A 20,779-nucleotide genomic window follows, 5' to 3' on the forward strand; every position below is an offset into this window, starting at 1 on the left:
ACCGGCAGAATCACGCGAGAATCGGCTTTTGCAGGTTTGCCCAAGTCAGTCGGGCGCGCTATGCCCTAGGATACCACAATCATCAGGTCGACCATGACGCGTATTATTTCATTACTTTTCGTTTGCTTCGTTGCGCTGGCAGCGTGCACCCCCAGCAGCACCCCAACCTATGGGTCGGATGGTCGTCCGCTGCCGACGGTTTACAAGATTCGCGGCAACCCGGAAAAGCTGCAGTTCCGGATGCTTGATTCGGTGAACGCGCTGCGTCAGGCGTCGGGGCTGCAGGCGGTGCAGTTGAACGCGCAGCTGAACGCGGCTGCGGCGACTCATTCCAAGGACATGGCGCGCCAGAACCGGCCGTGGCATTTCGGATCAGACGGATCATCGCCAATCGACCGCGCTGCACGCGTTGGATATTTCGGAACATTCCTGGGCGAGGCGATCTCGGAGACATACGAGACCGAAACTGAAACACTGGCCGCGTGGATGCAGGAACCGGGTCCGCGGTCTGTAATCATGGACCCGAAAGCCACACAGATGGGCTTTGCCTGGCATCAGGAAAACGGCGGCAAAATCTGGTGGACCCTGGAAATGGGAACCGGCGGCTAACACGGCACTCCATCAAAAAACAAAGCCCCCGAAAATCGGGGGCTTTTTATTGGTTGGCAGCGGCTTAGGCCGCTTGCATTGACTGCGCCTCGGTCAGGATCGCATAGAGCTTGACCGGATCGGGATTGGCCCGAAGCTTGGCGCAAACCGCAGTGTCACGCAGCGTTCTGGACACCAGAGCAAGGGCCTTGAGGTGATCAACACCAGCCTCTTCCGGTGCAAAAAGCGCAAACGCGATATCGACGGGTTGCCGGTCGACCGAACCAAAATCAATCGGCTTTTCCAGCATGACAAACGCCCCGGACACCTCTTCAACCTCGTTCAGACGTGCATGCGGCAACGCAACACCATGCCCTACACCGGTCGGCCCAAGGCTTTCACGCTCCAGCAAACTGTCCACGACAGATTGCGCATCAAGCCCCAGAATACCGGCCGCAATATCGCCGATTTCCTGAAACAACCGCTTCTTACTGGAAGCGGCGGACAAAACACGTACTGCTTCGGGCTTTAGTATGCTCGAAAGCTCCATGATCACGCTCCATGGCAGTGCCCCCGCTTTTGCAGGGGCTCGCCTTGCTATTCTTGCCTGTTACGGATCGATCCAGCCGATATTTCCGTCATCCCGACGGTACACGACGTTCAATCCGTCCTTGTTTTCATTCCGGAACACCAGCACCGGGGCACCAGCCAGTTCCATCTGCATAACGGCTTCACCAACACTCAGCGATGGGATCTTGGTCTCCATCTCAGCCACGATCATCGGCTGCAGAGATTCGGGTTCGTCAGCCGACTCCGATTCGTCAGAGGCGAGGATATAAGAGGATGCTCCAAAGAGTTCAACCGGCTCGGCCCGATCCTTGTGGTGGTCCTTCAGACGGCGCTTGTAACGGCGCAATTGTGTTTCCATCTTGTCGCAGCAAGCCTCAAAAGCTGCGTAGATTTCGGTTGCGTGGGCTTTGGCCTGAGCCGTCAGGCCGGTGGAAAGATGCACGGTAGTTTCGCACACATATTCATGCGCAGAACGGGAAAAGACGACATTGGCATCGGTCGGCCGCTGGGCATATTTGCCCACCACCTCGCCAAGTTCGGTCTGCACATGGGTCTGTAGTGCCTCACCGATGTCGATCTGTTTTCCGCTAATTTGGTAACGCATGTGATCTCCTTCACAATTCACACCCATTCTGACGCCGCAAATCGCGACGCGCCTGTTGATTATCGGGTGGGGGATATCGACAATTCCAGCGGTAACCGAACCGCGCACCCTTCAGGGAAGGGGCATCGTGATCCAGAATTGAACCGTAGAAATGCCATACCCCAATTGAGGCAAGAGACGACGGAAGAGTCAATCAAAACAGGTGTGTATATACGCGATTTCCGCCATGCAGTCGGCACAGACCTGCGCAAACCTATGAAATTCGGAAGTTTTCGCCCAAATAAACGCGGCGCACGTTTTCGTTTTCGACCACCTCGTCCGGCGTGCCGGACATAAGGACCTGACCGTCATGCAGAATATAGGCGCGATCTACGATCTCGAGGGTCTCGCGGACATTGTGATCGGTAATCAACACGCCGATTCCCCGTTTCTTCAGGTCGGCGACCAGATGGCGGATATCCCCAACGCTGATCGGGTCCACACCGGCAAAGGGTTCATCCAGCAGCAGATATTTGGGGTCCGCTGCAAGACAGCGCGCGATTTCGACGCGACGACGCTCACCACCTGACAGGGCCAGCGCGGGTGCGCGGCGCAGATGCTCGATCGAGAAATCCGAGAGCAGCTCCTCCAGCCGTTCCTTGCGGCGATGCGCGTGACTGACAGTGATGTCCAGCACCGAGGCAATGTTGTCCTCAACACTCATCCCGCGAAAAATCGACATCTCCTGCGGCAGATAACCGATACCGAGACGCGCGCGACGATACATCGGCAGCGTCGTGACCACCTGCCCGTCAATCGTGACGGTCCCCGCTTCGGGAAAAACCAAACCGGCCACGGAATAAAATGTCGTCGTCTTGCCCGAACCGTTGGGCCCCAGCAGAGCCACAACTTCGGACCGGTCCAACGTCATGGAAACGTCCCGGATCACCGTTTTCTTGCGGTAGGACTTGCGCAGTTTTTCAATTCTGAGACCCGAGTTGCCTTCGGCAACGGTCAGGTTCGGCCCGGCCATCAATTGGCGCCCTGCTGCAGAATGGTTTTGACGTTGCCCGTCATGGTCGCTGTACCTGTTGTGAGGTTCGCGTTCATCTGGTCGCCACTGATCGTGCTGGGCCCCTGCGTCAGCAGAACATTGCCCTTCATGACGATCACGCCCGAGTCGATGGTGTATTCCGCCCAATCCCCTTCCGCAGCATCCGGCGGGCTGACCAGAACGACATCCTCGGTCGCTTCCATGCGTTCAATCGCGGATCGGTCTTCGTTGTAGATGACCAGAACACGCTCGGCCGTCAGGCGCATTTCACCCTGGATTACGATCACATTGCCCTGAAACTCGGCTGATCCGCTTTCCTGGTTTACGTTGAGCGTCTCGGACGTGACCTCAACCGGCAGGCTTGGGTCTGCCTTGACCGCCCCGAACGCGACCTGTGTTTCCTGCGCAGTCGCTGGAACAGCACCGGCTACAAGGGCACAACACGCAATGGCTAAACGAAAATCGAACACAGGTTATCTTTCTGCTTTTTCCGGCTCATACACCAACTTGACGCCATCTGTAAAAATAATATGGACCGGTCCGTCCTTTTTTTCAGTCCCAAATGTCATCCGGCCCGCGGAAAAGTTGCCGATTATGCCGGTTCCGTCGACCTGACCCGGTGTATCACCACGGATTTCGTCCAGCGCCGTATTCAAAAGATCCGTCGTGACCTTGATACCGTCTGTTGTAATTATGACCACATCGCCAACAAAGGTCGCGGTGTTCTTGTCCGGGCGGATCATTCCGGAATTGGAGTCCAGCGTGATCACGCCACCGTCCGAAAGGCCCAGTCGCCCCTTGAATTCTGACGCCGTCGGGACCGAGTTCTTGGTTCCCTGGGTCGCCTTTGTCGCTTCGATCTGAACCTCTTCGCCCTTGCGGGTGGTGCCGCGATAATTCGGCAGGGTCACAACCTGATCGGCCAACCGTTCTTCGATGTCTCTTTGCGTGAACGGCACGGTTACATTGGTTTCGATACTGCGCGACAGCAGGAAAACGGTGGACAGCAGCACAATAGCCGCCAGTGGCAGCAACACCTTGAAGAATTGCACCATGCGAGAGTGACTGTCCACGGCCCCGCCCTCTTAGCCCAGCCCGACGCGCAGGCAGTCGTGGATGTGCAAGATCCCTTCGGTCTGTCCATCGGACTCTGGATCAACGACGAAAAGACACGTAATCTTGGGTGTTTGCATGGTCATCAACGCAACGGCACCTTCGGCCAGTTCATCTGGCCCAATGGTCCGCGGGTCAGTAGTCATAACCTGATCGACTGTGTACCCCAGAAGCCCATCCATATTTCGTCGCAGGTCGCCGTCTGTCACGATGCCCAATAACCGCCCGTCAGGATCGGTGACTCCGACCACGCCAAAACCTTTTTGGCTCATGACCAACAGCGCTTCGCTCATCGGTGTTCCTGCCGAAACAACTGGCGTATCCGTGTGCATCAGGTCGCGCACTTTGCTCAACTGCGCCCCGAGTTTGCCGCCGGGGTGGAAGTCCCGAAAGTTCTCAGGCTTGAAATCACGGTACTTCATCAGCGCAATCGCCAGCGCATCGCCCATCGCCAATGTCAGCGTGGTCGAAATCGACGGGACCATACCGAACCCGCAGGCTTCGCCCATCGACGGGATCAGCAGATGCACATCCGCCTGTTTCATCAAGGTGCTTTCGGGTTTGCTGGACAGACCGATCAGCGGGATACCGAAACGGCGTGTGAAGGCCAGCAGGTTGGCCAGTTCGGGCGCTTCACCCGAGTTTGAGATCGCCAAAACCACGTCGCCCTTGGACACCATGCCCAGATCGCCATGGCTGGCCTCGGCCGGGTGAACGAAATAGGCCGGTGTTCCAGTGCTGGCCAGTGTCGCCGCGATCTTGTGGCCAATATGACCCGACTTGCCAATGCCACTGATGATGATGCGGCCCTTGGCCTGCAAAATCATTTGCACGGCTTCGGCGAATTGTTCGTCCAGACCTTCGGCCAGAACGTCCAGCGCGCGGGCTTCGTCAGTAACGACTTGCCGCGCAGTTCGCAGGAATGCTTCGGTATCGGTCATGAGTGCGCAAAAATATCCGTTTCAGGCCAACCGGCGAGGTCCAGTTTCGCACGCATCGGCAGGAAGTCAAAACAGGCCTGCGCCATCTCGGTCCGGCCTTCGCGGGCCAGACGTCCGTCCAGCGCCTCGCGCAGGCGGTGCAGGTACAGAACGTCCGAGGCCGCATAGTCCAACTGAGCCTCGGTCAGGGTTTCCGCGCCCCAGTCGCTCATCTGTTGTTGTTTTGAAATATCAACACCGATGAGTTCCTGACACAGGTTCTTCAGCCCGTGCCGGTCCGTATAGGTTCGCACCAAACGGCTGGCGATCTTGGTGCAATAAACCGGTGCGGCCAGCGCGCCAAAGGTATGATACAGCGCGGCAATGTCGAAACGGCCAAAGTGGAACAGTTTCAGCACGTCGGGGTTTTCCAGCATGGCGCACAGGTTGGGCGCTTTGGTCTGGCCTATTTCGACCTGCACGATATGACTGTCGCCGTCCCCCCCGGACATCTGGATCACACACAGACGGTCACGATGCGGGTTCAATCCCATGGTTTCGCAGTCGATGGCCACAACAGGGCCCAGATCCAACCCGTCCGGCAGGTCGTTTTTATAGAGATGGTTTGCCACGGGGGTCTTCCTTTGTGCGGTATCGCCCCCGAGATAGGAGGTTTAGCCCGTAAACTCAACGCCATCCATCGAATGCGACCAATATGCGCATGTTTCTTGCCCCTTGCACCTTGGGCTGGAAAATGGCGTTCTTTACCGGGCATCATCAGCGTCAGAGCAAGTGCGCGCAAAAGAAAGGCATTGCAGATGCTCAGCATCCTGCGAAACCGGGTTTATCGCCATTTACTGGCCGCTCAGATCGTGGCGCTGACCGGGACCGGCCTGGCAACCGTTGCTTTGGGTCTTTTGGCGTTCGAGCTTGCAGGTGAGGCCGCCGGTCTGGTGCTTGGCACGGCCCTCACCATCAAAATGGTCGCTTATGTGGTGGTCGCGCCGATTGCCGCCGCTTTCGCCGAAAAGCTGGACCGGCGGCGGATGCTGGTCGCTCTGGACGTGGTGCGCGCAGCCGTTGCGATGTGCCTGCCATTTGTCACTGAAATCTGGCAGGTCTACTTGCTGATCTTCGTCCTTCAATCTGCCTCTGCCGGGTTCACGCCGACCTTTCAGGCGACGATCCCTGACGTTCTTACGGATGAGCAGGACTATACCAAAGCCCTGTCGCTTTCGCGTTTGGCTTATGATCTTGAAAGCGTGGTCAGTCCGATGCTGGCCGCGCTATTGCTGGCAATCGTAAGTTTCGACAGTCTGTTCTGGGGAACAGGTCTAGGGTTTATCGCGTCGGCATTGCTGGTTCTCTCGGTTGTTCTGCCTTCACCGAAACCGACACGACCCCGTGGCGTTTATGACCGCACAACGCGCGGTATCCGCATTTATCTGGCAACGCCCCGCCTGCGCGGGTTACTGGCGCTGAGCTGGGCCGCAGCCGCACTAAGCGCGATGGTCATCGTGAACACGGTCGTGATCGTCCGGGCGGATTTGGGTTTGTCGGAAAGCGCCGTGGCGATTGCGCTGGCCGGTTTCGGAGGTGGTTCAATGCTGGCCGCGTTTGTTCTGCCGTCACTGCTGAACAGGTACCGGGACCGCAGGGTCATGCTGACGGGGGCCGTCATTGGAATCTTGTCCATGGCGATGGGGGCCGTGTTGTCCGTTGGAGGCCAAATCACGCTGCCGACGCTGATTCTGATCTGGGCCTGCGTCGGCTTTGGATATTCGGCAACCCTTACGCCATCGGGCCGGTTGCTGACCCGGTCTGCCGCGCCCGAGGACCGCCCGGCCGTGTTTGCCGCGCAGTTCACCCTGTCCCATGCGTGCTGGCTGGTGCTTTATCCGTTGGCAGGCTGGCTGATGACTGTCAAAGGGGTGACGCATGCCTTGGGTTGGATGGCGTTTGCCGGGGTTCTGGGGCTAGGTCTGGCGGTTCTGTTATGGCCCCGCGCAGACAAGAAAGCCGTTCCCAACGAACATCTTCACAAGCCTTGAGCAACAGCGCAACTCTGCACTACACCTTTGAGCCATGGATCAACTGGACCGCCGCATCATCGCCGCCCTTCAACACAACGCCCGCGATTCAACCACACGGATCGCAGCGAAGCTTGGCGTGGCAAGAACCACGGTGCACGAACGCATCAATCGTATGGAAGAACGCGGCGTGATTGCTGGGTACTCCGTGGTGCTAAACACCCCCGAAGATGCCCCGCGCGTTCAGGTTGTCGTCTTGCTGGAGGTGCAGCAGAAGGAAACCACGCGCATCATCAAGCGGCTGGAAGCCTACCCCGAGGTCAAACTGTGCCTGTCCATCAATGGCGAGTTCGACCTGCTGCTGTCGGCCGAGGCCCCCCGGATCGAGGATCTGGATATCCTGGTTGATGACCTTGCCAAGATCCCGGGCGTCCTTCGAACCAATACCAGTGTTGTATTCGGGCGCAGGATCGACCGAATCTGAACAGCCGATAACTGTCTGTAAACCCTCGCACAGCTAGCTTGGCCCGGACTGATCAGAATCCCGGACCGGCAGAATGCCCAATCGAACGATCCTTGGACTGGCTATCGTGCTGTTTGTCACACAAACGACGATGGCCGCGGCTTCGCCCCGAACGGCGGCGCTCTGCGATCGTGCGGCCCAGCGTGCCGCGCTGTCACACGACGTCCCCCTTGATGTCCTGCGCGCGATCACTCGGGTCGAAACCGGGCGTGCGCTGGAGGGTCAACTCGCCCCGTGGCCGTGGACTATCAATGTCGAAGGACGAGGATTCTGGTTCAAGTCAGAGGTTGAGGCGAAGTCATACGTTTTTAACATCTTCAAAGCAGGCAAACGCAGCTTTGATATCGGATGTTTCCAAATCAACTATCGCTGGCACGGCAAGGCGTTCCGATCCATCGACGCCATGTTCGATCCCCAGGAAAACGCGGACTACGCCGCCCGCTTTTTAAAGGATTTATACGCTGAATTGGGGTCTTGGACTGCAGCAGCCGGGGCGTATCATTCCCGCACACCTGATCTGGCGGCGGCCTATTCTGGTCGATTCACGAAAATGCGCGCCGAACTGAAAGGCGACCCGGAAACCGTTCTGGCAGCAAACGATCCTCTCTTGGGGGCTGCGGCCCCGCTGATCCCGATGCCTGTTGGCAACCCCGCACCAAGCGCGCTTGGGTCTCTAGTTCCCACAAACGGCGCGCCCGCCGCCTTTATCTCGTTCAATTAGGAGCGCACTGTGCCCAAAATCGACGTCCGCTCCCTGTTTTCCCCGACCGTTCTGCTGGCGCTGGCTTTGATGGCGGTCATCGTGATGATGATCCTGCCGATGCCCGCATGGGTGCTGGACGTGGGGCTGGCGACGTCCTTTGCGCTCGCCATCCTGATCTTTACCCTGACGCTGTTCATCGAGCGGCCGCTGGATTTCTCGTCCTTTCCGACGATCCTGCTGGCCTCACTGATGTTGCGGCTGTCGCTGAACGTGTCCTCGACCAAGCTGATCATCGGGCAGGGCCATACCGGACCTAACGCCGCCGGGGACGTCATCGAAGGCTTTGCCAGTTTCGTCATGGGCGGCAGCATCTTTCTGGGGCTGGTTGTTTTTGGCGTTCTGCTGATCGTGAATTTCATGGTGATCACCAAAGGCGCGGCAAGAATGGCCGAAGTCGGCGCGCGGTTCGCGTTGGATGGCATGCCCGGCAAGCAATTGGCCATCGACAGCGACATGTCCACAGGGGCGATTGATCACGGTCAGGCCAAGGAACGGCGCGAGCGGGAACAGCAGGAGACGACGTTTTTCGGCTCGCTCGATGGCGCATCGAAATTCGTCAAGGGCGATGCAATAGCCGGGCTGCTAATCACCCTGTTGAACCTTGTGATGGGTCTGATCATGGGGGTGATCGTGCATGGGATGCCGATATCCTCGGCTTTTGAGACCTATGCCATCCTGACCGTGGGTGACGGGCTGGTGTCACAAATCCCGGCGGTGATCATCTCGATCGCATCCGCGCTGTTGCTGGCGCGTGGCGGAACGCAGGGGGCAACGGACAACGCGATCTTCTCGCAACTGGGCAAGCACCCGGCAGCGCTTGGGACAGTGGCGATGTTGATGGTGCTATTCGCCCTGGTGCCCGGCCTGCCCTTCATCCTCGGGGCCTGCGTGTTGGGTTATGCGGCCTATTCTGTCTTTCGCAAGCAAAAGGCGGACGAGGCTACGACCCATGCGCCCGAATCCTCAGATGAAACGCCCGTTTCCCAAGCCATAGGCGACATTCTGGACCTTGACGATGTGCACCTGGAGTTCTCACCGGACCTTGTCAGCATGGTTCTGAACCCCGGCACCGGGCTGGATGCGCGGATCGCCAATATGCGCACCTATGTGGCCTCGACCTTTGGGTTGATCCTGCCGGATATTCGCCTGACCGACCGCGCCGATCTGCCCCTGGGCACCTATGTGGTCAAAGTCCACGGCGTCGAACAGGCGCGCGGAGAGTTGAACCCCGATCTGGTGCTGGCCTTGGTGCAGGACGGCCACGACCTGCTGCCAGACGGCACCGACGTAACCGAGCCCGTCTATGGTGCCCCCGCCCGCTGGATTCTGCCCAAAGATCAAGAGGCCGCCGCCATGAGCGGGGCCACCATCGTCTCACCGCCCGAAATTCTGGCCACGCATCTGCTTGAGATCATCAAACAGAATTTCTCGCGCCTGCTGACGCTGAAATCCTTGCGCCGCCTATTGTCTGAGATGACCCGTCTCAGTGATCCGGTCCGGGCCGAGGCCAACCGCAAACTGCTGGATGAGCTGATCCCCGACAAAGTGCCGATCGACACTTTGCACGCGGTATTGAGGCTGCTGCTGGACGAGCGTGTCTCGATCCGCAACATGGCGCTGATCCTAGAAAGCGTGGCCGAGGCGCGGCTGACCACCACCCAGCCCGAAGGTATCTGCGAGTTGGTCCGTCAGCGGCTGGGATTCCAACTGGTGGCCGAGATGAAGCGCGAGGATGGCTCGATCCCACTGATCCAACTGGCCCCGGAATGGGAAGATACGTTCACCACCTACCAGATCGACGCGCCCAGCGCCGGGCTGGACGTGGCGCTGCCGCCGAACCTGTTCAACAAACTGGCCGATGGGGTGGTCGACTCGGTGTCACAATCGGCCGATCGCGGGCTGTTTCCGGCGGTTGTGACCTCAACCCGGCGGAGGCGATTGCTGCGCACGATCATGCACGCGCGCGGTGTTTCCAACCCCGTCCTGTCCTTCGAGGAAATCGGCCTTGAAGCGCGCCCTGCGCTGGTTGGCACGGTGCCCGCGTGATTGCGCTGCCGCCCGAGCTGTTGCCGCATTTGGGCGCCGGTCTGTGGCATCTGTTTGCCGTGTTCCTGCGCGTGTCCGCCATGGTCTTGTTGCTGCCCGCCTTTGGCGAGCGCAGCATCCCAACCCGCGTCAAACTGGGAATTTCGGCGGCTTTCACGTTAATCATCACCCCAGCAGTGCAGACCCATATAGGCGAGCCGGGCCTGTTCCCGGCCGCACGCTTCATCCTGATCGAGATCTTGATCGGCGTTGTTTTGGGGCTAAGCCTGCGTCTGTTTGTTCTGGCCCTGCAAACGGCCTGGTCGATCGCTGCGCAAGCGACGTCCCTGTCCCAAATCCTAGGGGGGGCGGCTGCGGACCCAGTCCCGGCAATGGGGTATATGCTGACGCTGGCGGGGCTGGCACTGGCGGTGGTCCTTGGTTTGCATATCCGCGTCGCTCAGTTTCTGATTCACAGCTACGCATTGTTTCCATTGGGCACGGCTTTGTTGCCGCAGGATCTGTCTTATTGGGGGGTGCAGCAGATTGCGCGCAGTTTTGGCATGGCGTTTGCCCTGGCCATGCCATTTGTCATCGCCTCATTGATCTATAATCTTGCGCTGGGCGTTATCAATCGGGCAATGCCGCAGCTCATGGTGGCCTTTGTTGGCGCGCCGGCCATCACCTTCGCGGGTCTGTTCCTTCTGTTCGCAGGCACGCCGTTGATCCTGTCGATCTGGTCCGACGCCCTGTTCGCCTTCATGCAAAACCCGCTCGAAGGCCGACCATGAGTGGGGCAGAAGACGACAGTGACAAGTCCTTCGAGCCAACACCGCAGAAGCTGCAAAAAGCGCGCGAAAAGGGTGAGGTTGCAAAGTCCAACGACCTGTCCGTCGTGGCTGCTTATATCGGGTTTCTCGTTGCGCTGTTTGCGGCCGGTCAATTTGGCCTGCAACATTTGGGCACCCTGTTTGTCGTTCTGATCAACCAGGCCGATACACTGGCACCATTGATGACCGAGGGCCCGGCGGCCAACCCGGTGGGCGGGATGCTGAAAACTGCCCTGCTGTCGGTCTTAATCCTGTTTGCTCTGCCCGCGGCTGCCGTGTTGCTGAGTTTGGTTGCCCAACGCGCATTGATCTTTGCGCCCAGCAAGCTCAAACCAAAACTGTCGCGTATTTCCCTGATCTCGAACGCCAAGAATAAATTCGGGCGGGGTGGACTGTTCGAATTTGCCAAAAGCTTTGTGAAGCTGGTGATTTATGGCACTTGCCTAGCCCTGTTTCTGCGCGCGAATCTCAGCGAGATCCTGTCCACCAGTGCAGCGCCCGCGCGGTCTTCGGTCATGCTGATGATGAACCTGCTGTTTCGGTTTCTGTTCATCGTCATTGCGGTGGCCCTGGCAATCGGTGCCGTGGATTACCTGTGGCAATACGCAGAGCACATGCGCAAGAACCGCATGTCCCGCAAAGAGATTCAGGACGAAACCAAGGATGCCGAGGGGGATCCGCACATGAAACAGCAGCGCCGCCAGCGGGCGCAGGACATCGCGACCAACCAGATGATGGCCGAGGTTCCCAAAGCAGACGTAGTGATCGTCAATCCGACGCATTTTGCGGTCGCGCTGAAATGGTCTCGCACCCCGGGGGCCGCGCCGGTCTGCGTGGCAAAGGGCGTTGACGCGGTCGCGGCTGCGATCCGATCTGCGGCTGGGGCGGCAGGCGTTCCCATTCATTCGGACCCGCCAACCGCTCGCGCGATACATGCCACCGTGGAAATCGGGCAGGAGATTTCGGAAGACCTCTATCGCCCCGTCGCCGCCGCTATCCGGTTCGCCGAAACCATGAGAAAACGAGCCAAGGGTCAAATCTGATGAAACGCAGCGATCTCTCAGACCTGAAAAAAATCACCGATGCCGTGTTCCAAAGAGAGCATCAGATTCTGCGCCCGGTACTTGAGGCAGAAGCGCATGTGCACCGGCAATTGGCGCGACTGGATGATCAGATGCGGCAAACGCGAAAGAATGCAGCCGATTCCGACGGGTATCAGGTGACCGGGGCCGATGTCTTGTGGAATAGCTGGGAAGCCAGCACGCGCCGCGACCTGAATATCGAGCTTGCGCGGATCAGATCCCAAAAGCTGGAGGCGCTGCGCGCGGCGTTTGGGCGCAAGCAAGCCATCGTTGACGTGTCGGACCGCCTGGAAGTGGATTTTCGGCGCGCGGCTTTTAAGGAGCAAATCTGAAGAACGAGGTCAGGTACGGACCCAGCTTGTTCCGTCAGGTATCCTGACGGTTGACGCTTGTAATCAAAATATCTGAAACGTCTGGTCCCATTTCCTTGCGCGCCGCGTCCAGCAGAGACTGACGTAATATTTTCAGGTTGCCGGAATTGGTAAAGTTTCCATCAAACCCGCCGGTATTGGCGTGGTCGAAAAGGACCTGCAAAAACCTGTCTCTCAACTTGGGTTCGACGGCATAGAAGGCATCGCTTTTGCCCGATGTTGCCTCCAGGCTCAGTGACATCGTGACCATCGCGGCAATCCGATCTGCATCCACCACGGGGATCACAAATTGCTTTGACAGTTTCAGATATTCCAGGTCGCCGGGTTGATCCTTTTTGCCGGTCTTCATTTCCGACTTGGCATCTTTCGGTTTTGAAAGCGCAGGCTTGGCTTCTGAAACTTTGTCTTTGGCGTCCGGCGCCATTGTTTCAAAAGCGCCTTTAGAACCACCCTTGGGTGTCAGGGCAATGCCCGCCCCAACTCCGGCACCCAGTCCGGCCAGCAAAAATATGACGGGGATCAGCTTGTTCAGCACAATGAAACCTCAAAACGGTAAAAGTGTATCCAGGACCTGCTGCCCATAGCGGGGCTGCTGCACATCCGTGATCTGGCCACGCCCTCCGTAAGACACGCGGGCCGACGCGATTTTGTCATAGGTGATTTCATTCTGACGCGAGATGTCCTGAGGGCGCACATACCCTGCGACCAGAAGCTCTCTCAGCTCAAAATTCACCCGCAATTCCTGCGAGCCCGAAATCGACAGTACCCCATTTGGTAAAACGTCCACAACGGTGGCAGCAACGCGCAGCGTCAACTTTTCCTTTCGCTTGACCGACCCCTTGCCTTTGCTGACCGAGGCCGAGTCAATCGACACAGCTTCGTCCAGCGAAGCGCCGTCGGGCAAGTGTTCCGCAGCCCGTTGCGGCAGACCAAACAAGCCGGGCACTTCAAGGCTCTCGGATCCGCTGCGCGATCGGTTTGTATCGTTGGAAATCTCTGCTTTTTCGTCCAGTTCGATGACAACCGTCAGAATGTCACCCTTCTTGATTGCGCGCTGATCCCCCAAAAGCGACTGCTGCCCCCCGCTCCACAGCGAAGACTGATCTACCGCGCGCTGCGGTTGCGTATGCAGCGGCAAGCCCGGCCACAGCATGGCCACTTGTTCAGGCGAATCTTCGTTCGGCGTGAAGCTGGGTGGTTTGCCCAAATGATCCACACGGCCACACGCAGACAGGGCAAGAATGCCCAGAAAGAAACACTTTGAAAGCTGCGTCATCTTTTAACCTCGATTTGCCCATCCGCCCGGATGAGACCTGTTACGGTGGTGCGCGAAGAGAGGTTCATCACCCGGATTCGGTCCCCAACCGCACCGCGACCCAAGGCGCGGCCTTCGGCCGTGATTGAAAGCGGGCGACGATCAAAGACCAGCACCACCAGGTCGTTGCGGTTCACAAGCGCTGGGGGCCCAAAATCACCCTCACGAATGGGTCGCCCAGGGTAAAGGGCGACCCGCGCCTCTTGCCCGACCAGCCCTTCCTTGCTTGCGACGGCTCCGGCCACGTCCTGCGCCTTGAGTTCCAGATCGGTGGCCGCGATGATTTCCTTGGCGCGAATTGTGCGTGTCGCCACCACGATGTCGGCCTGAACCGGCATTGAAAACAAAAGCGCGAGGATCAGGAAACGCATTACCGCACCTGCGTGGTTGCGCCCATCATCTGGTCGACGGCGGAAATGACCTTGGCGTTCATCTCATATCCGCGCTGCGCCTCGATCAGTTCCGTCACTTCGCGCACCGCATCGACCGAGCTGTCCTCAAGATAGCCCTGCCGCAACGTGCCCAGCCCGTCCTCACCCGGCGTGCCGACCACTGGCGCGCCCGAGGCTTCGGTCTCTTTGAACAGGTTGCTGCCGATGGATTCCAACCCCTTGGCGTTCGAGAAACTGGCCAGCGTGAATTCACCCAGCAACTGGCCTTCGGGCGCGTCGTCGAAATAGGCGTAAACCTGGCCCGAGGCGTTGATCGAAATGGAACGGGCATCGTCGGGAATGGTGATCTCGGGCGCGACAGCGAACCCGTCCGAGGTGACAATCAGACCCTCGGCTGATCGCTTCATGCTACCGTCGCGGGTAAAGGCGGATTGGCCGTTGGGTAGTGTCACCTCAAGATAGCCGCGCCCTTCGATCGCCACATCCAGATCGCTGCCGGTGGCCGATAGCGCACCTTGTGCCAGTTGCACCGTCACCGCAGCAGGGCGCACCCCAAGGCCAAGCTGAATACCCGTCGGCAGCACCGTACCGTCATTGGCATTCACAGACCCGGCCCGTGCCATCTGCTGATAATGCAGATCGGCGAATTCAGCCCGCCGCGCGTTATAGCCGGTGGTGTTCATATTCGCGAGGTTGTTCGAGATCGTCTCAACCCGCATCTGCTGCGCGGTCATACCCGTCGCGGCGATTTTAAGTGCCCGCATATCAAATCCTCCGTTCTAAAGTCAGCGCATCAGCGCCTTGAGCGCGCCACGCACCCGTTCGTCTTCGGTTTCAAGAAAGCTCTGGCCCAGCTCATAGGCGCGCTGGATTTCCACCAGCCGCGAGACCTGCTCGATCGCGTTCACATTCGACCCCTCAAGGAAACGATGGACGATAACCGGCGTCTCTACCGGGGTAATCTCACCTTCGGCACGGAAATGGGTGCTGCTTTCGCGGGTCAGGGTCTTTGGGTCTTCGACCCGGTAGACACCAAGTTGTCCCAGCAATTGCCCTTCGATGCTGAGCGTCCCGTCGCTGCCCACATCAATCGAGGCCGCATCGGGAGGCACAAAAACCGGTGCGCCGTTGCTGTCCAGCACGCGGTGGCCATCCATCGTGACCAAATCGCCTTCGGCGCTGGGGGAAAACGCCCCCGCCCGTGTCAGGCGATTGCCGCCGGGGGTTTCGATCATAAAGAACCCGTCGCCTTCGATGGCGAAATCGAAATCCCCTCCGGTTTCAGTCAGGACGCCCTGTTGCAGCGAAGTATTGCGCACCTCGGCCCGCGCCATGGACAAGGACGGATTACCGGGCATATCCCGCACGAATTCCGAAAACACCAAGCCTTGCGCCCGGTATCCCGTGGTGTTGGCATTGGCGATATTATTCGCCACCAGCCGCATTTCGTTCATCAGCCCCGACTGGCGGGACAAGGTGGTATAGGCGGTATCCATCAGCGACCTCCGGCGATCAGCGGGACAAGGGTTGTGGTGAAGAACGTCACCAACGTCTGGGTCATGAAGCCCATGGAAATCCAGAACACGATGACGATGGCGATCAGTTTGGGCACGAAGGTCAGCGTCATTTCCTGCACCGAGGTCAGCGCTTGGAACAGGCCCACGATCAAGCCCGAAACCAGCGCCACCGCCAGGATCGGGACCGAGGTGATCACCGCGACCCAAAGCGCCTGACGCACGATGTCATAGAACAGACCTTCGCTCAGCATCGCGTCAGACCGGCATCCGCAGGATTTCCTGATAGGCTTCGACCACTTTGTTGCGCACCACCACGGCGGTTTCCACCGCCAGTTCGGTCTGCGCCAGCGCCTGCACCAGCGCGTGCGGATCAGCCTGACCGGTCATCGCGGTCTGCGATACGGCCTCGGACTGCTTCAGCGTCGCCGCGAAATCCTGAAACGAACTGCGCAACCCCTGCGCCATTCCATTGTGATCGGGATCAGCCTGCGTTGCGGGGCGTGCGCCAGCATAGTTCTGGGCGGCATTGAGAGCTCGGATATCCATTCTGGTGTCCTTTATTTTCTGAGGAGGTCCATCAAGCTCGACGACATCTGACGTGTCTGGTCGAACATCTTGAGATTGGCTTCGTAACTGCGCTGCGCTTCGCGCGCGTCGGCGATCTCGATCATCAGATCGACATTCGAGCCGCGAAAATGACCGGTGTCATCGGCCAGAGGGTGGCTGGGATCGTAGATCCTCGACAGCTCGCGCCGATCCAGTTTGACCCGACCAGCCAGCACCATTTCCTTGCCGCCCTTTTTGACAGATTCAAAAGGCACGGTCTTGCGGCGATAGCCGGGCGTGTCGGCGTTCGAGATATTTTCGGACACATGCCGCAGCCGTGCCGCCTGCGCACGCAGGGCACTGGCCGAGGCGGTGAGGGAATGGGAAAAATCGCTCATGCCATACCCTCCTTACCCGCGACCCAGAGAGGTACGCAGGATGCCGATCGACGATTTGTAGATCGCCAACGCGCGGTCATGCTGGCGCTTGACCTCAACCGCTTTCAGCATCTCTTCCTCGACCGAGACCCCGTTGCCATTAGGATCGCCCGAGGGCGCGGCTTCGAACTCTGCCCAGGGTTTGGCACCCGACACCACGTTCAAATGCCCCGCGCGCGTCGCGGTCATTTCGGCCTGTTGGCCAGTCTTTTCAAAAGCCGTCTGGAATGCCTCAAGATCGCGGGGCTGGTAGCCCGGCGTATCCGCATTGGCCATGTTGCGCGCAATCACCGCCTGCCTTTGCCCGGCATGGGTTGCCATTGCGTACGCTGTCTTAAAGACGTTCAGGTCATAGAACATCGGGGCTTCTCCCTCGATCAATTTCAATCAAGGCTTAACCCCGATTCCTTTAGAAACCGTTGTCAGAAACCCGTTGGAGAACCCACGATGTCTGATCTCGACCCAAGCTTGCTGAAATGTGCATTCGACCGTCTGTCTGCGCTGCGCCATATGGGGCGTGTGTCCGGTGTGGCGCGTGGAGCTGTTGAAATTCAAGGACTTGAAGGGCAGGCGCGGATCGGCGACCACCTGACCCTGCGGCGGCGCAGTGGCCCTGATTTGGCCGGAGAGGTGCTGCATGTCGAATCGGAGCTGATCCACATGATGCCTACCGCCGCACCCGATGGCGTCTGTCTGGGCGACCGGGTGATTCTGGACCAGACCCCCGCTTTTGCGCCCGCGATGCACTGGCTGGGCCGCGTGGTCGATCCGTTCGGCAAACCGCTGGACGGAAAACCTCTGCTGCCCGGCACGCAAGAGCGCGACATCATGCAGGCCCCGCCCCCCGCCGTGGCCCGTAAACCGCTGGGCGCGCGGATGGAGACCGGGCTGGCCATGCTCAACACCATGCTGCCGGTGGTGCAGGGACAGCGCGTGGGGCTGTTTGCGGGCTCGGGCGTGGGCAAGTCAACGCTGCTGGCGACGCTGGCCAAGTCGATGCAGGCAGATGCGGTGGTCGTTGCGCTGGTCGGTGAGCGCGGGCGTGAGGTGAATGAATTCGTCGAACACGCGCTGGGCGCTGACGGGATGAAACGCTCGGTCGTGGTGGCCGCGACCTCGGATCAGTCAGCGTTGGCCCGTCGTCGTTGCGCGTGGTCGGCGATGTCCGTGGCCGAGTATCTGCGTGATCAGGGGCTGAACGTGTTGTTTCTAGCCGATTCCGTGACCCGCTTTGCCGAGGCCCACCGCGAGATTGCCGTTGCAATGGGCGAGGCGCCGTCGCTGCGCGGCTTCCCCCCGTCGGTCACTCCGCTGGTCGCCGGGCTGTGCGAACGCGCCGGGCCGGGCACTGCCGATCAGGGCAATATCACGGCCGTGTTCAGCGTTCTGGTCGCTGGGTCGGACATGGACGAACCGGTGGCCGACATCCTGCGCGGCGTGTTGGACGGCCACATTGTCCTGAGCCGAGAGATTGCCGAGCGCGGGCGGTTCCCAGCGATAGACCTCAGCCGCTCGGTCTCGCGCAGTCTGCCCGGTGCCGCGTCTGAGGATGAAAACCGCATGATCGCCGAGGCCCGCAAACTGGTCGGCAGCTATGAGCAATCCGAAGTGATGATCAAGGCCGGGCTCTATTCAGAGGGCGCGGACCCTTTGCTGGATCAGGCCGTTCGCGTTCATGACGAACTGGACGCATTCTTTGCCAAACCCGAGTCAGACGGGATCGAGAACAGCTTTAACTACCTGCAACTGATCCTCCGGCGCGCAGGGTCCAACCTGCCGCGATAGGAAAATCGAGACAGTTTTAAGTGTTAAGCCCACCTTAAGACCTGCCCCATTACCCCTGTAGTCGGGTGATAAAAAAGGTGGTGGAGATGGGTGCGCAATCCAATGCGGCGCCAATCATCATCAAGAAGAAACGTGTATCCGGTGGCGATGGCCACCACGGTGGCGCGTGGAAAGTCGCGTATGCCGACTTTGTCACGGCGATGATGGCGTTCTTCATGTTGATGTGGCTGCTAAATGCAACGACGGAAAAGCAACGAAAAGGGCTGGCGGATTATTTTTCTCCGACCGTGCCAGTGAACCCTGTTTCCGGCGGAGGCGACGGCGCATTCGGCGGCAACAACATGTTCTCGGAAAAGACGATGGTAATGGACGGGTCAGGCGCCAGCCACCGCAATCCGACCGTTGCGCGACAGGCACGAGGTTCGATTGGGCTGGACGCAGAAGGCGGCAAGGAAGCCGCCGAAGAATTCTCGTCCCTTGAAGATCACCTTTTGGGGCGGACGGGGGAAAGCATGGTGTCCCGGAAGGCCCTGCAGCACATCGTGACGCGTGTCACCGACGAAGGGCTGGTGGTCGAGCTTTTCGATACCGAAGACCAGCGGTTGTTCGAGCCGGGCACCGATACCCCCACGGCCATCATGCGGGCGCTCATGCTACAGGTTGCGCGGTCCTCGGACCTGGTCACAAACGCCATTGCGGTCGAAGGGCATGTCCGGGCGTGGCCGGTTGTTTTGGCGCATAACCCGGTTTGGGATGTATCCACGACCCGCGCGCAAACGGTGCGAAAACTGCTGGAAGGCAAGGGCGTTTCGGCGGCCCGGTTGGACCGCGTTACGGGGCATGCCGACCGGGAACTGGTTCACAAAAACCCGATGGCCGCCCGCAACAACCGCATAGAAATCATCTTTCTGCGCACACCGTGAAGAAAAAAGGATAGGACGCATTTTACCTGTTAGCGCGCTGTTAAGGCACAGCGCTTTAGCTGTTGCATCAACGATTGACGCAACAGAAGGGCGTGCCAATGACCATTTCCTCATCGCTGAACGCTGGTGTAGCCGCATTGAAAGCGAACGCCAACCGGCTGGCGACCATATCCGACAACATCGCGAATTCTTCGACCTTTGGATACAAACGGGTTGAAACCGATTTTCATTCGATGGTCACGTCGGGCCAGGGTGGAAGCTACTCGGCGGGTGGCGTGCGGACGACAAGCCAGCGCCTGATCGACCAGCGCGGCTCGCTTGTCACTACCAATAACTCGACCGATTTAGCTGTGCGCGGGCGCGGGATGCTGCCGGTGCGACCAAGCTCGCAAATCGCCGGCGGTTCAAACGAGATGCTACTGACGACCACGGGGTCATTTCGCACGAATGACGAAGGGTATCTGGTAACTGAGTCCGGTCTTGTCTTGCTGGGGTGGCGCGCCGCTGCGAATGGCACGATTCCGGCTGTGCCGCGCGATACGCCAGCGGCCCTTGAGCCGATCCAGCTCAGTGTGAATCAGCTGTCCGGCGCTCCGACCACACAGATGAACCTGCGCATGAACCTGCCTGCAACGGCAACGGATGCGGGCGCGCCCGGTGACACTCAGCCTCTGTCAGTCGAGTATTTTGACAATCTCGGTAAATCGGAAAGCGTCGATATCGAACTGGTGCCAACCGTTCCGGCCGCCGGCTCCAGCAATGACTGGACGATGATCCTGCGCGACTCGGCGTCGGGGGGCGCTGTGATCGGCGAATACACCCTGACCTTCACGGATAGCCGAGCCGCAGGTGGGACACTGGCAAGCGTCGCCGCTGTATCCGGTGGCGCCTATGACCCGGCGACCGGCAGTTTGGTTGTGAACGTGGCGGGCGGCCCGATGGAGATCAATATTGGCCAGATCGGGGATGCAGACGGGATCACCCAGCTTTCAGACACGTTTGCGCCGGTATCCATCACCCGTGACGGGTCTGCGGTTGGTACAATGACGAGTGTTCAGGTTGATGAAAATGGCTATGTCTATGCCTTCTATGACACCGGGGTCAGCCGCCGCATGTTCCAGATCCCGCTGGCGGATGTGCCGAACCCGAACGGCCTGACCGCTCTGGACAGCCAGACATACGCGCCCTCACGTGAAAGCGGAACATTCTTCCTGTGGAACGCAGGCGAAGGCCCGACCGGTGATCTGGTGTCCTTTGCACGCGAAGAATCGACAACCGACGTAGCCACCGAGCTGACATCAATGATCCAGACACAGCGTGCCTATTCGTCCAGCGCAAAGGTGATCCAGACCGTCGATGAGATGCTGCAGGAAACCACCAACATCAAACGCTGATTTGGGCGTGAACCCTAA

27 protein-coding genes are annotated in these 20,779 nt (G+C 59.2%); 11 read left to right on the top strand and 16 right to left on the bottom strand.

Going from position 1 to position 20,779, the window contains the following annotated elements; genetic code table 11:
* The first annotated feature begins 93 nt into the window (after positions 1-93).
* Entirely contained in the window at positions 94-609 is a 516-nt protein-coding gene (dalA, locus tag ACR0MS_RS15790; RefSeq protein WP_480575235.1) for a divisome-associated lipoprotein DalA, read from the top strand.
* 64 nt (positions 610-673) lie between these two features.
* On the opposite strand, the gene ACR0MS_RS15795 is transcribed toward dalA, so the two are convergent.
* The 7 genes from ACR0MS_RS15795 to ACR0MS_RS15825 all read right to left on the bottom strand — a co-directional run bounded on the left by ACR0MS_RS15795 (position 674) and on the right by ACR0MS_RS15825 (position 5,460).
* Positions 674-1,138 (bottom strand): PTS sugar transporter subunit IIA, encoded by a 465-nt coding sequence (locus ACR0MS_RS15795; protein ID WP_480575238.1) that lies wholly within the window; start codon positions 1,136-1,138, stop codon positions 674-676.
* 60 nt (positions 1,139-1,198) lie between these two features.
* Positions 1,199-1,762: a ribosome hibernation-promoting factor, HPF/YfiA family gene (gene hpf, locus ACR0MS_RS15800; RefSeq protein WP_171125931.1), complete on the bottom strand. Its 564-nt coding sequence runs from the start codon at positions 1,760-1,762 to the stop codon at positions 1,199-1,201.
* A 253-nt stretch (positions 1,763-2,015) separates the two neighbouring features.
* The gene (gene lptB, locus ACR0MS_RS15805) at positions 2,016-2,774 is read right to left on the bottom strand and encodes an LPS export ABC transporter ATP-binding protein (RefSeq protein WP_480575241.1); all 759 of its coding nucleotides are present in this window, start codon (positions 2,772-2,774) and stop codon (positions 2,016-2,018) included.
* Complete coding sequence (locus tag ACR0MS_RS15810; RefSeq protein WP_480575244.1) at positions 2,774-3,265, bottom strand: LptA/OstA family protein; 492 nt, start codon at positions 3,263-3,265, stop codon at positions 2,774-2,776. The genes lptB and ACR0MS_RS15810 overlap by 1 nt, the downstream gene beginning before the upstream one ends.
* A gap of 3 nt (positions 3,266-3,268) precedes the next feature.
* A complete protein-coding gene (gene lptC, locus ACR0MS_RS15815; RefSeq protein WP_480575247.1) occupies positions 3,269-3,868 on the bottom strand; it encodes an LPS export ABC transporter periplasmic protein LptC in 600 nt (199 codons plus the stop codon).
* Positions 3,869-3,880: 12 nt separating this feature from the next.
* A complete protein-coding gene (locus ACR0MS_RS15820) occupies positions 3,881-4,849 on the bottom strand; it encodes a KpsF/GutQ family sugar-phosphate isomerase (RefSeq protein WP_480575250.1) in 969 nt (322 codons plus the stop codon).
* Positions 4,846-5,460, bottom strand: a complete 615-nt coding sequence (locus ACR0MS_RS15825) for a ribonuclease D (protein ID WP_480575253.1) — start codon at positions 5,458-5,460, stop codon at positions 4,846-4,848. Before ACR0MS_RS15825 ends, ACR0MS_RS15820 begins: the two co-directional genes overlap by 4 nt.
* A gap of 186 nt (positions 5,461-5,646) precedes the next feature.
* Here ACR0MS_RS15825 and ACR0MS_RS15830 point away from each other — a divergent pair, with 186 nt between their 5' ends.
* The 7 genes from ACR0MS_RS15830 to ACR0MS_RS15860 all read left to right on the top strand — a co-directional run bounded on the left by ACR0MS_RS15830 (position 5,647) and on the right by ACR0MS_RS15860 (position 12,413).
* Positions 5,647-6,879: an MFS transporter gene (locus tag ACR0MS_RS15830; RefSeq protein WP_480575256.1), complete on the top strand. Its 1,233-nt coding sequence runs from the start codon at positions 5,647-5,649 to the stop codon at positions 6,877-6,879.
* Positions 6,880-6,913: 34 nt separating this feature from the next.
* Entirely contained in the window at positions 6,914-7,342 is a 429-nt protein-coding gene (locus tag ACR0MS_RS15835) for an Lrp/AsnC family transcriptional regulator (RefSeq protein WP_171125918.1), read from the top strand.
* 73 nt (positions 7,343-7,415) lie between these two features.
* Positions 7,416-8,102: a lytic transglycosylase domain-containing protein gene (locus ACR0MS_RS15840; RefSeq protein ID WP_480575260.1), complete on the top strand. Its 687-nt coding sequence runs from the start codon at positions 7,416-7,418 to the stop codon at positions 8,100-8,102.
* Positions 8,103-8,111: 9 nt separating this feature from the next.
* Positions 8,112-10,190, top strand: coding sequence for a flagellar biosynthesis protein FlhA (gene flhA, locus ACR0MS_RS15845; RefSeq protein ID WP_480575263.1), 2,079 nt, complete (start codon positions 8,112-8,114; stop codon positions 10,188-10,190).
* Positions 10,187-10,960 (top strand): flagellar biosynthetic protein FliR, encoded by a 774-nt coding sequence (locus tag ACR0MS_RS15850; protein WP_480575266.1) that lies wholly within the window; start codon positions 10,187-10,189, stop codon positions 10,958-10,960. Before flhA ends, ACR0MS_RS15850 begins: the two co-directional genes overlap by 4 nt.
* Positions 10,957-12,042: an EscU/YscU/HrcU family type III secretion system export apparatus switch protein gene (locus tag ACR0MS_RS15855; RefSeq protein WP_480575269.1), complete on the top strand. Its 1,086-nt coding sequence runs from the start codon at positions 10,957-10,959 to the stop codon at positions 12,040-12,042. Before ACR0MS_RS15850 ends, ACR0MS_RS15855 begins: the two co-directional genes overlap by 4 nt.
* Positions 12,042-12,413: a hypothetical protein gene (locus ACR0MS_RS15860; protein ID WP_480575272.1), complete on the top strand. Its 372-nt coding sequence runs from the start codon at positions 12,042-12,044 to the stop codon at positions 12,411-12,413. Before ACR0MS_RS15855 ends, ACR0MS_RS15860 begins: the two co-directional genes overlap by 1 nt.
* Positions 12,414-12,447: 34 nt before the next feature.
* Here ACR0MS_RS15860 and ACR0MS_RS15865 read toward each other — a convergent pair whose 3' ends face one another.
* Genes ACR0MS_RS15865 through ACR0MS_RS15905 form a run of 9 tightly spaced genes read right to left on the bottom strand, consistent with a single transcriptional unit; the run spans position 12,448 to position 17,019 of the window.
* Positions 12,448-12,987 carry a flagellar basal body-associated FliL family protein gene (locus ACR0MS_RS15865; RefSeq protein ID WP_480575275.1) on the bottom strand — a complete coding sequence of 180 codons (540 nt, stop codon included), beginning with the start codon at positions 12,985-12,987 and terminating at the stop codon, positions 12,448-12,450.
* Positions 12,988-12,996: 9 nt separating this feature from the next.
* Positions 12,997-13,728 carry a flagellar basal body L-ring protein FlgH gene (flgH, locus tag ACR0MS_RS15870; protein WP_480575278.1) on the bottom strand — a complete coding sequence of 244 codons (732 nt, stop codon included), beginning with the start codon at positions 13,726-13,728 and terminating at the stop codon, positions 12,997-12,999.
* The gene (gene flgA, locus ACR0MS_RS15875; protein WP_480575281.1) at positions 13,725-14,138 is read right to left on the bottom strand and encodes a flagellar basal body P-ring formation chaperone FlgA; all 414 of its coding nucleotides are present in this window, start codon (positions 14,136-14,138) and stop codon (positions 13,725-13,727) included. The genes flgH and flgA overlap by 4 nt, the downstream gene beginning before the upstream one ends.
* A complete protein-coding gene (flgG, locus tag ACR0MS_RS15880; protein ID WP_480575284.1) occupies positions 14,138-14,923 on the bottom strand; it encodes a flagellar basal-body rod protein FlgG in 786 nt (261 codons plus the stop codon). Before flgG ends, flgA begins: the two co-directional genes overlap by 1 nt.
* A gap of 21 nt (positions 14,924-14,944) precedes the next feature.
* On the bottom strand, positions 14,945-15,655 hold the full coding sequence (locus ACR0MS_RS15885; protein ID WP_480575287.1) for a flagellar hook-basal body complex protein: 711 nt from the start codon (positions 15,653-15,655) through the stop codon (positions 14,945-14,947).
* Positions 15,655-15,927, bottom strand: a complete 273-nt coding sequence (locus tag ACR0MS_RS15890) for a flagellar biosynthetic protein FliQ (RefSeq protein ID WP_170353788.1) — start codon at positions 15,925-15,927, stop codon at positions 15,655-15,657. The genes ACR0MS_RS15885 and ACR0MS_RS15890 overlap by 1 nt, the downstream gene beginning before the upstream one ends.
* A 4-nt stretch (positions 15,928-15,931) precedes the next feature.
* Positions 15,932-16,222 (bottom strand): flagellar hook-basal body complex protein FliE, encoded by a 291-nt coding sequence (gene fliE / locus ACR0MS_RS15895; RefSeq protein ID WP_480575290.1) that lies wholly within the window; start codon positions 16,220-16,222, stop codon positions 15,932-15,934.
* An 11-nt stretch (positions 16,223-16,233) separates the two neighbouring features.
* Complete coding sequence (gene flgC / locus ACR0MS_RS15900; protein ID WP_480575293.1) at positions 16,234-16,620, bottom strand: flagellar basal body rod protein FlgC; 387 nt, start codon at positions 16,618-16,620, stop codon at positions 16,234-16,236.
* Positions 16,621-16,632: 12 nt separating this feature from the next.
* Positions 16,633-17,019 (bottom strand): FlgB family protein, encoded by a 387-nt coding sequence (locus ACR0MS_RS15905; protein ID WP_480575296.1) that lies wholly within the window; start codon positions 17,017-17,019, stop codon positions 16,633-16,635.
* Positions 17,020-17,106: 87 nt separating this feature from the next.
* Between ACR0MS_RS15905 and ACR0MS_RS15910 the strand changes: the two genes are divergently transcribed.
* The 3 genes from ACR0MS_RS15910 to ACR0MS_RS15920 all read left to right on the top strand — a co-directional run bounded on the left by ACR0MS_RS15910 (position 17,107) and on the right by ACR0MS_RS15920 (position 20,761).
* A complete protein-coding gene (locus tag ACR0MS_RS15910; protein WP_480575299.1) occupies positions 17,107-18,444 on the top strand; it encodes a FliI/YscN family ATPase in 1,338 nt (445 codons plus the stop codon).
* 86 nt (positions 18,445-18,530) lie between these two features.
* The gene (locus ACR0MS_RS15915) at positions 18,531-19,367 is read left to right on the top strand and encodes a flagellar motor protein MotB (RefSeq protein ID WP_480575302.1); all 837 of its coding nucleotides are present in this window, start codon (positions 18,531-18,533) and stop codon (positions 19,365-19,367) included.
* Between the two features lie 98 nt (positions 19,368-19,465).
* Positions 19,466-20,761: a flagellar hook protein FlgE gene (locus ACR0MS_RS15920; protein WP_480575305.1), complete on the top strand. Its 1,296-nt coding sequence runs from the start codon at positions 19,466-19,468 to the stop codon at positions 20,759-20,761.
* Positions 20,762-20,779: the final 18 nt, after the last annotated feature.

Source organism: Ruegeria sp. CJ2, from assembly GCF_056536745.1.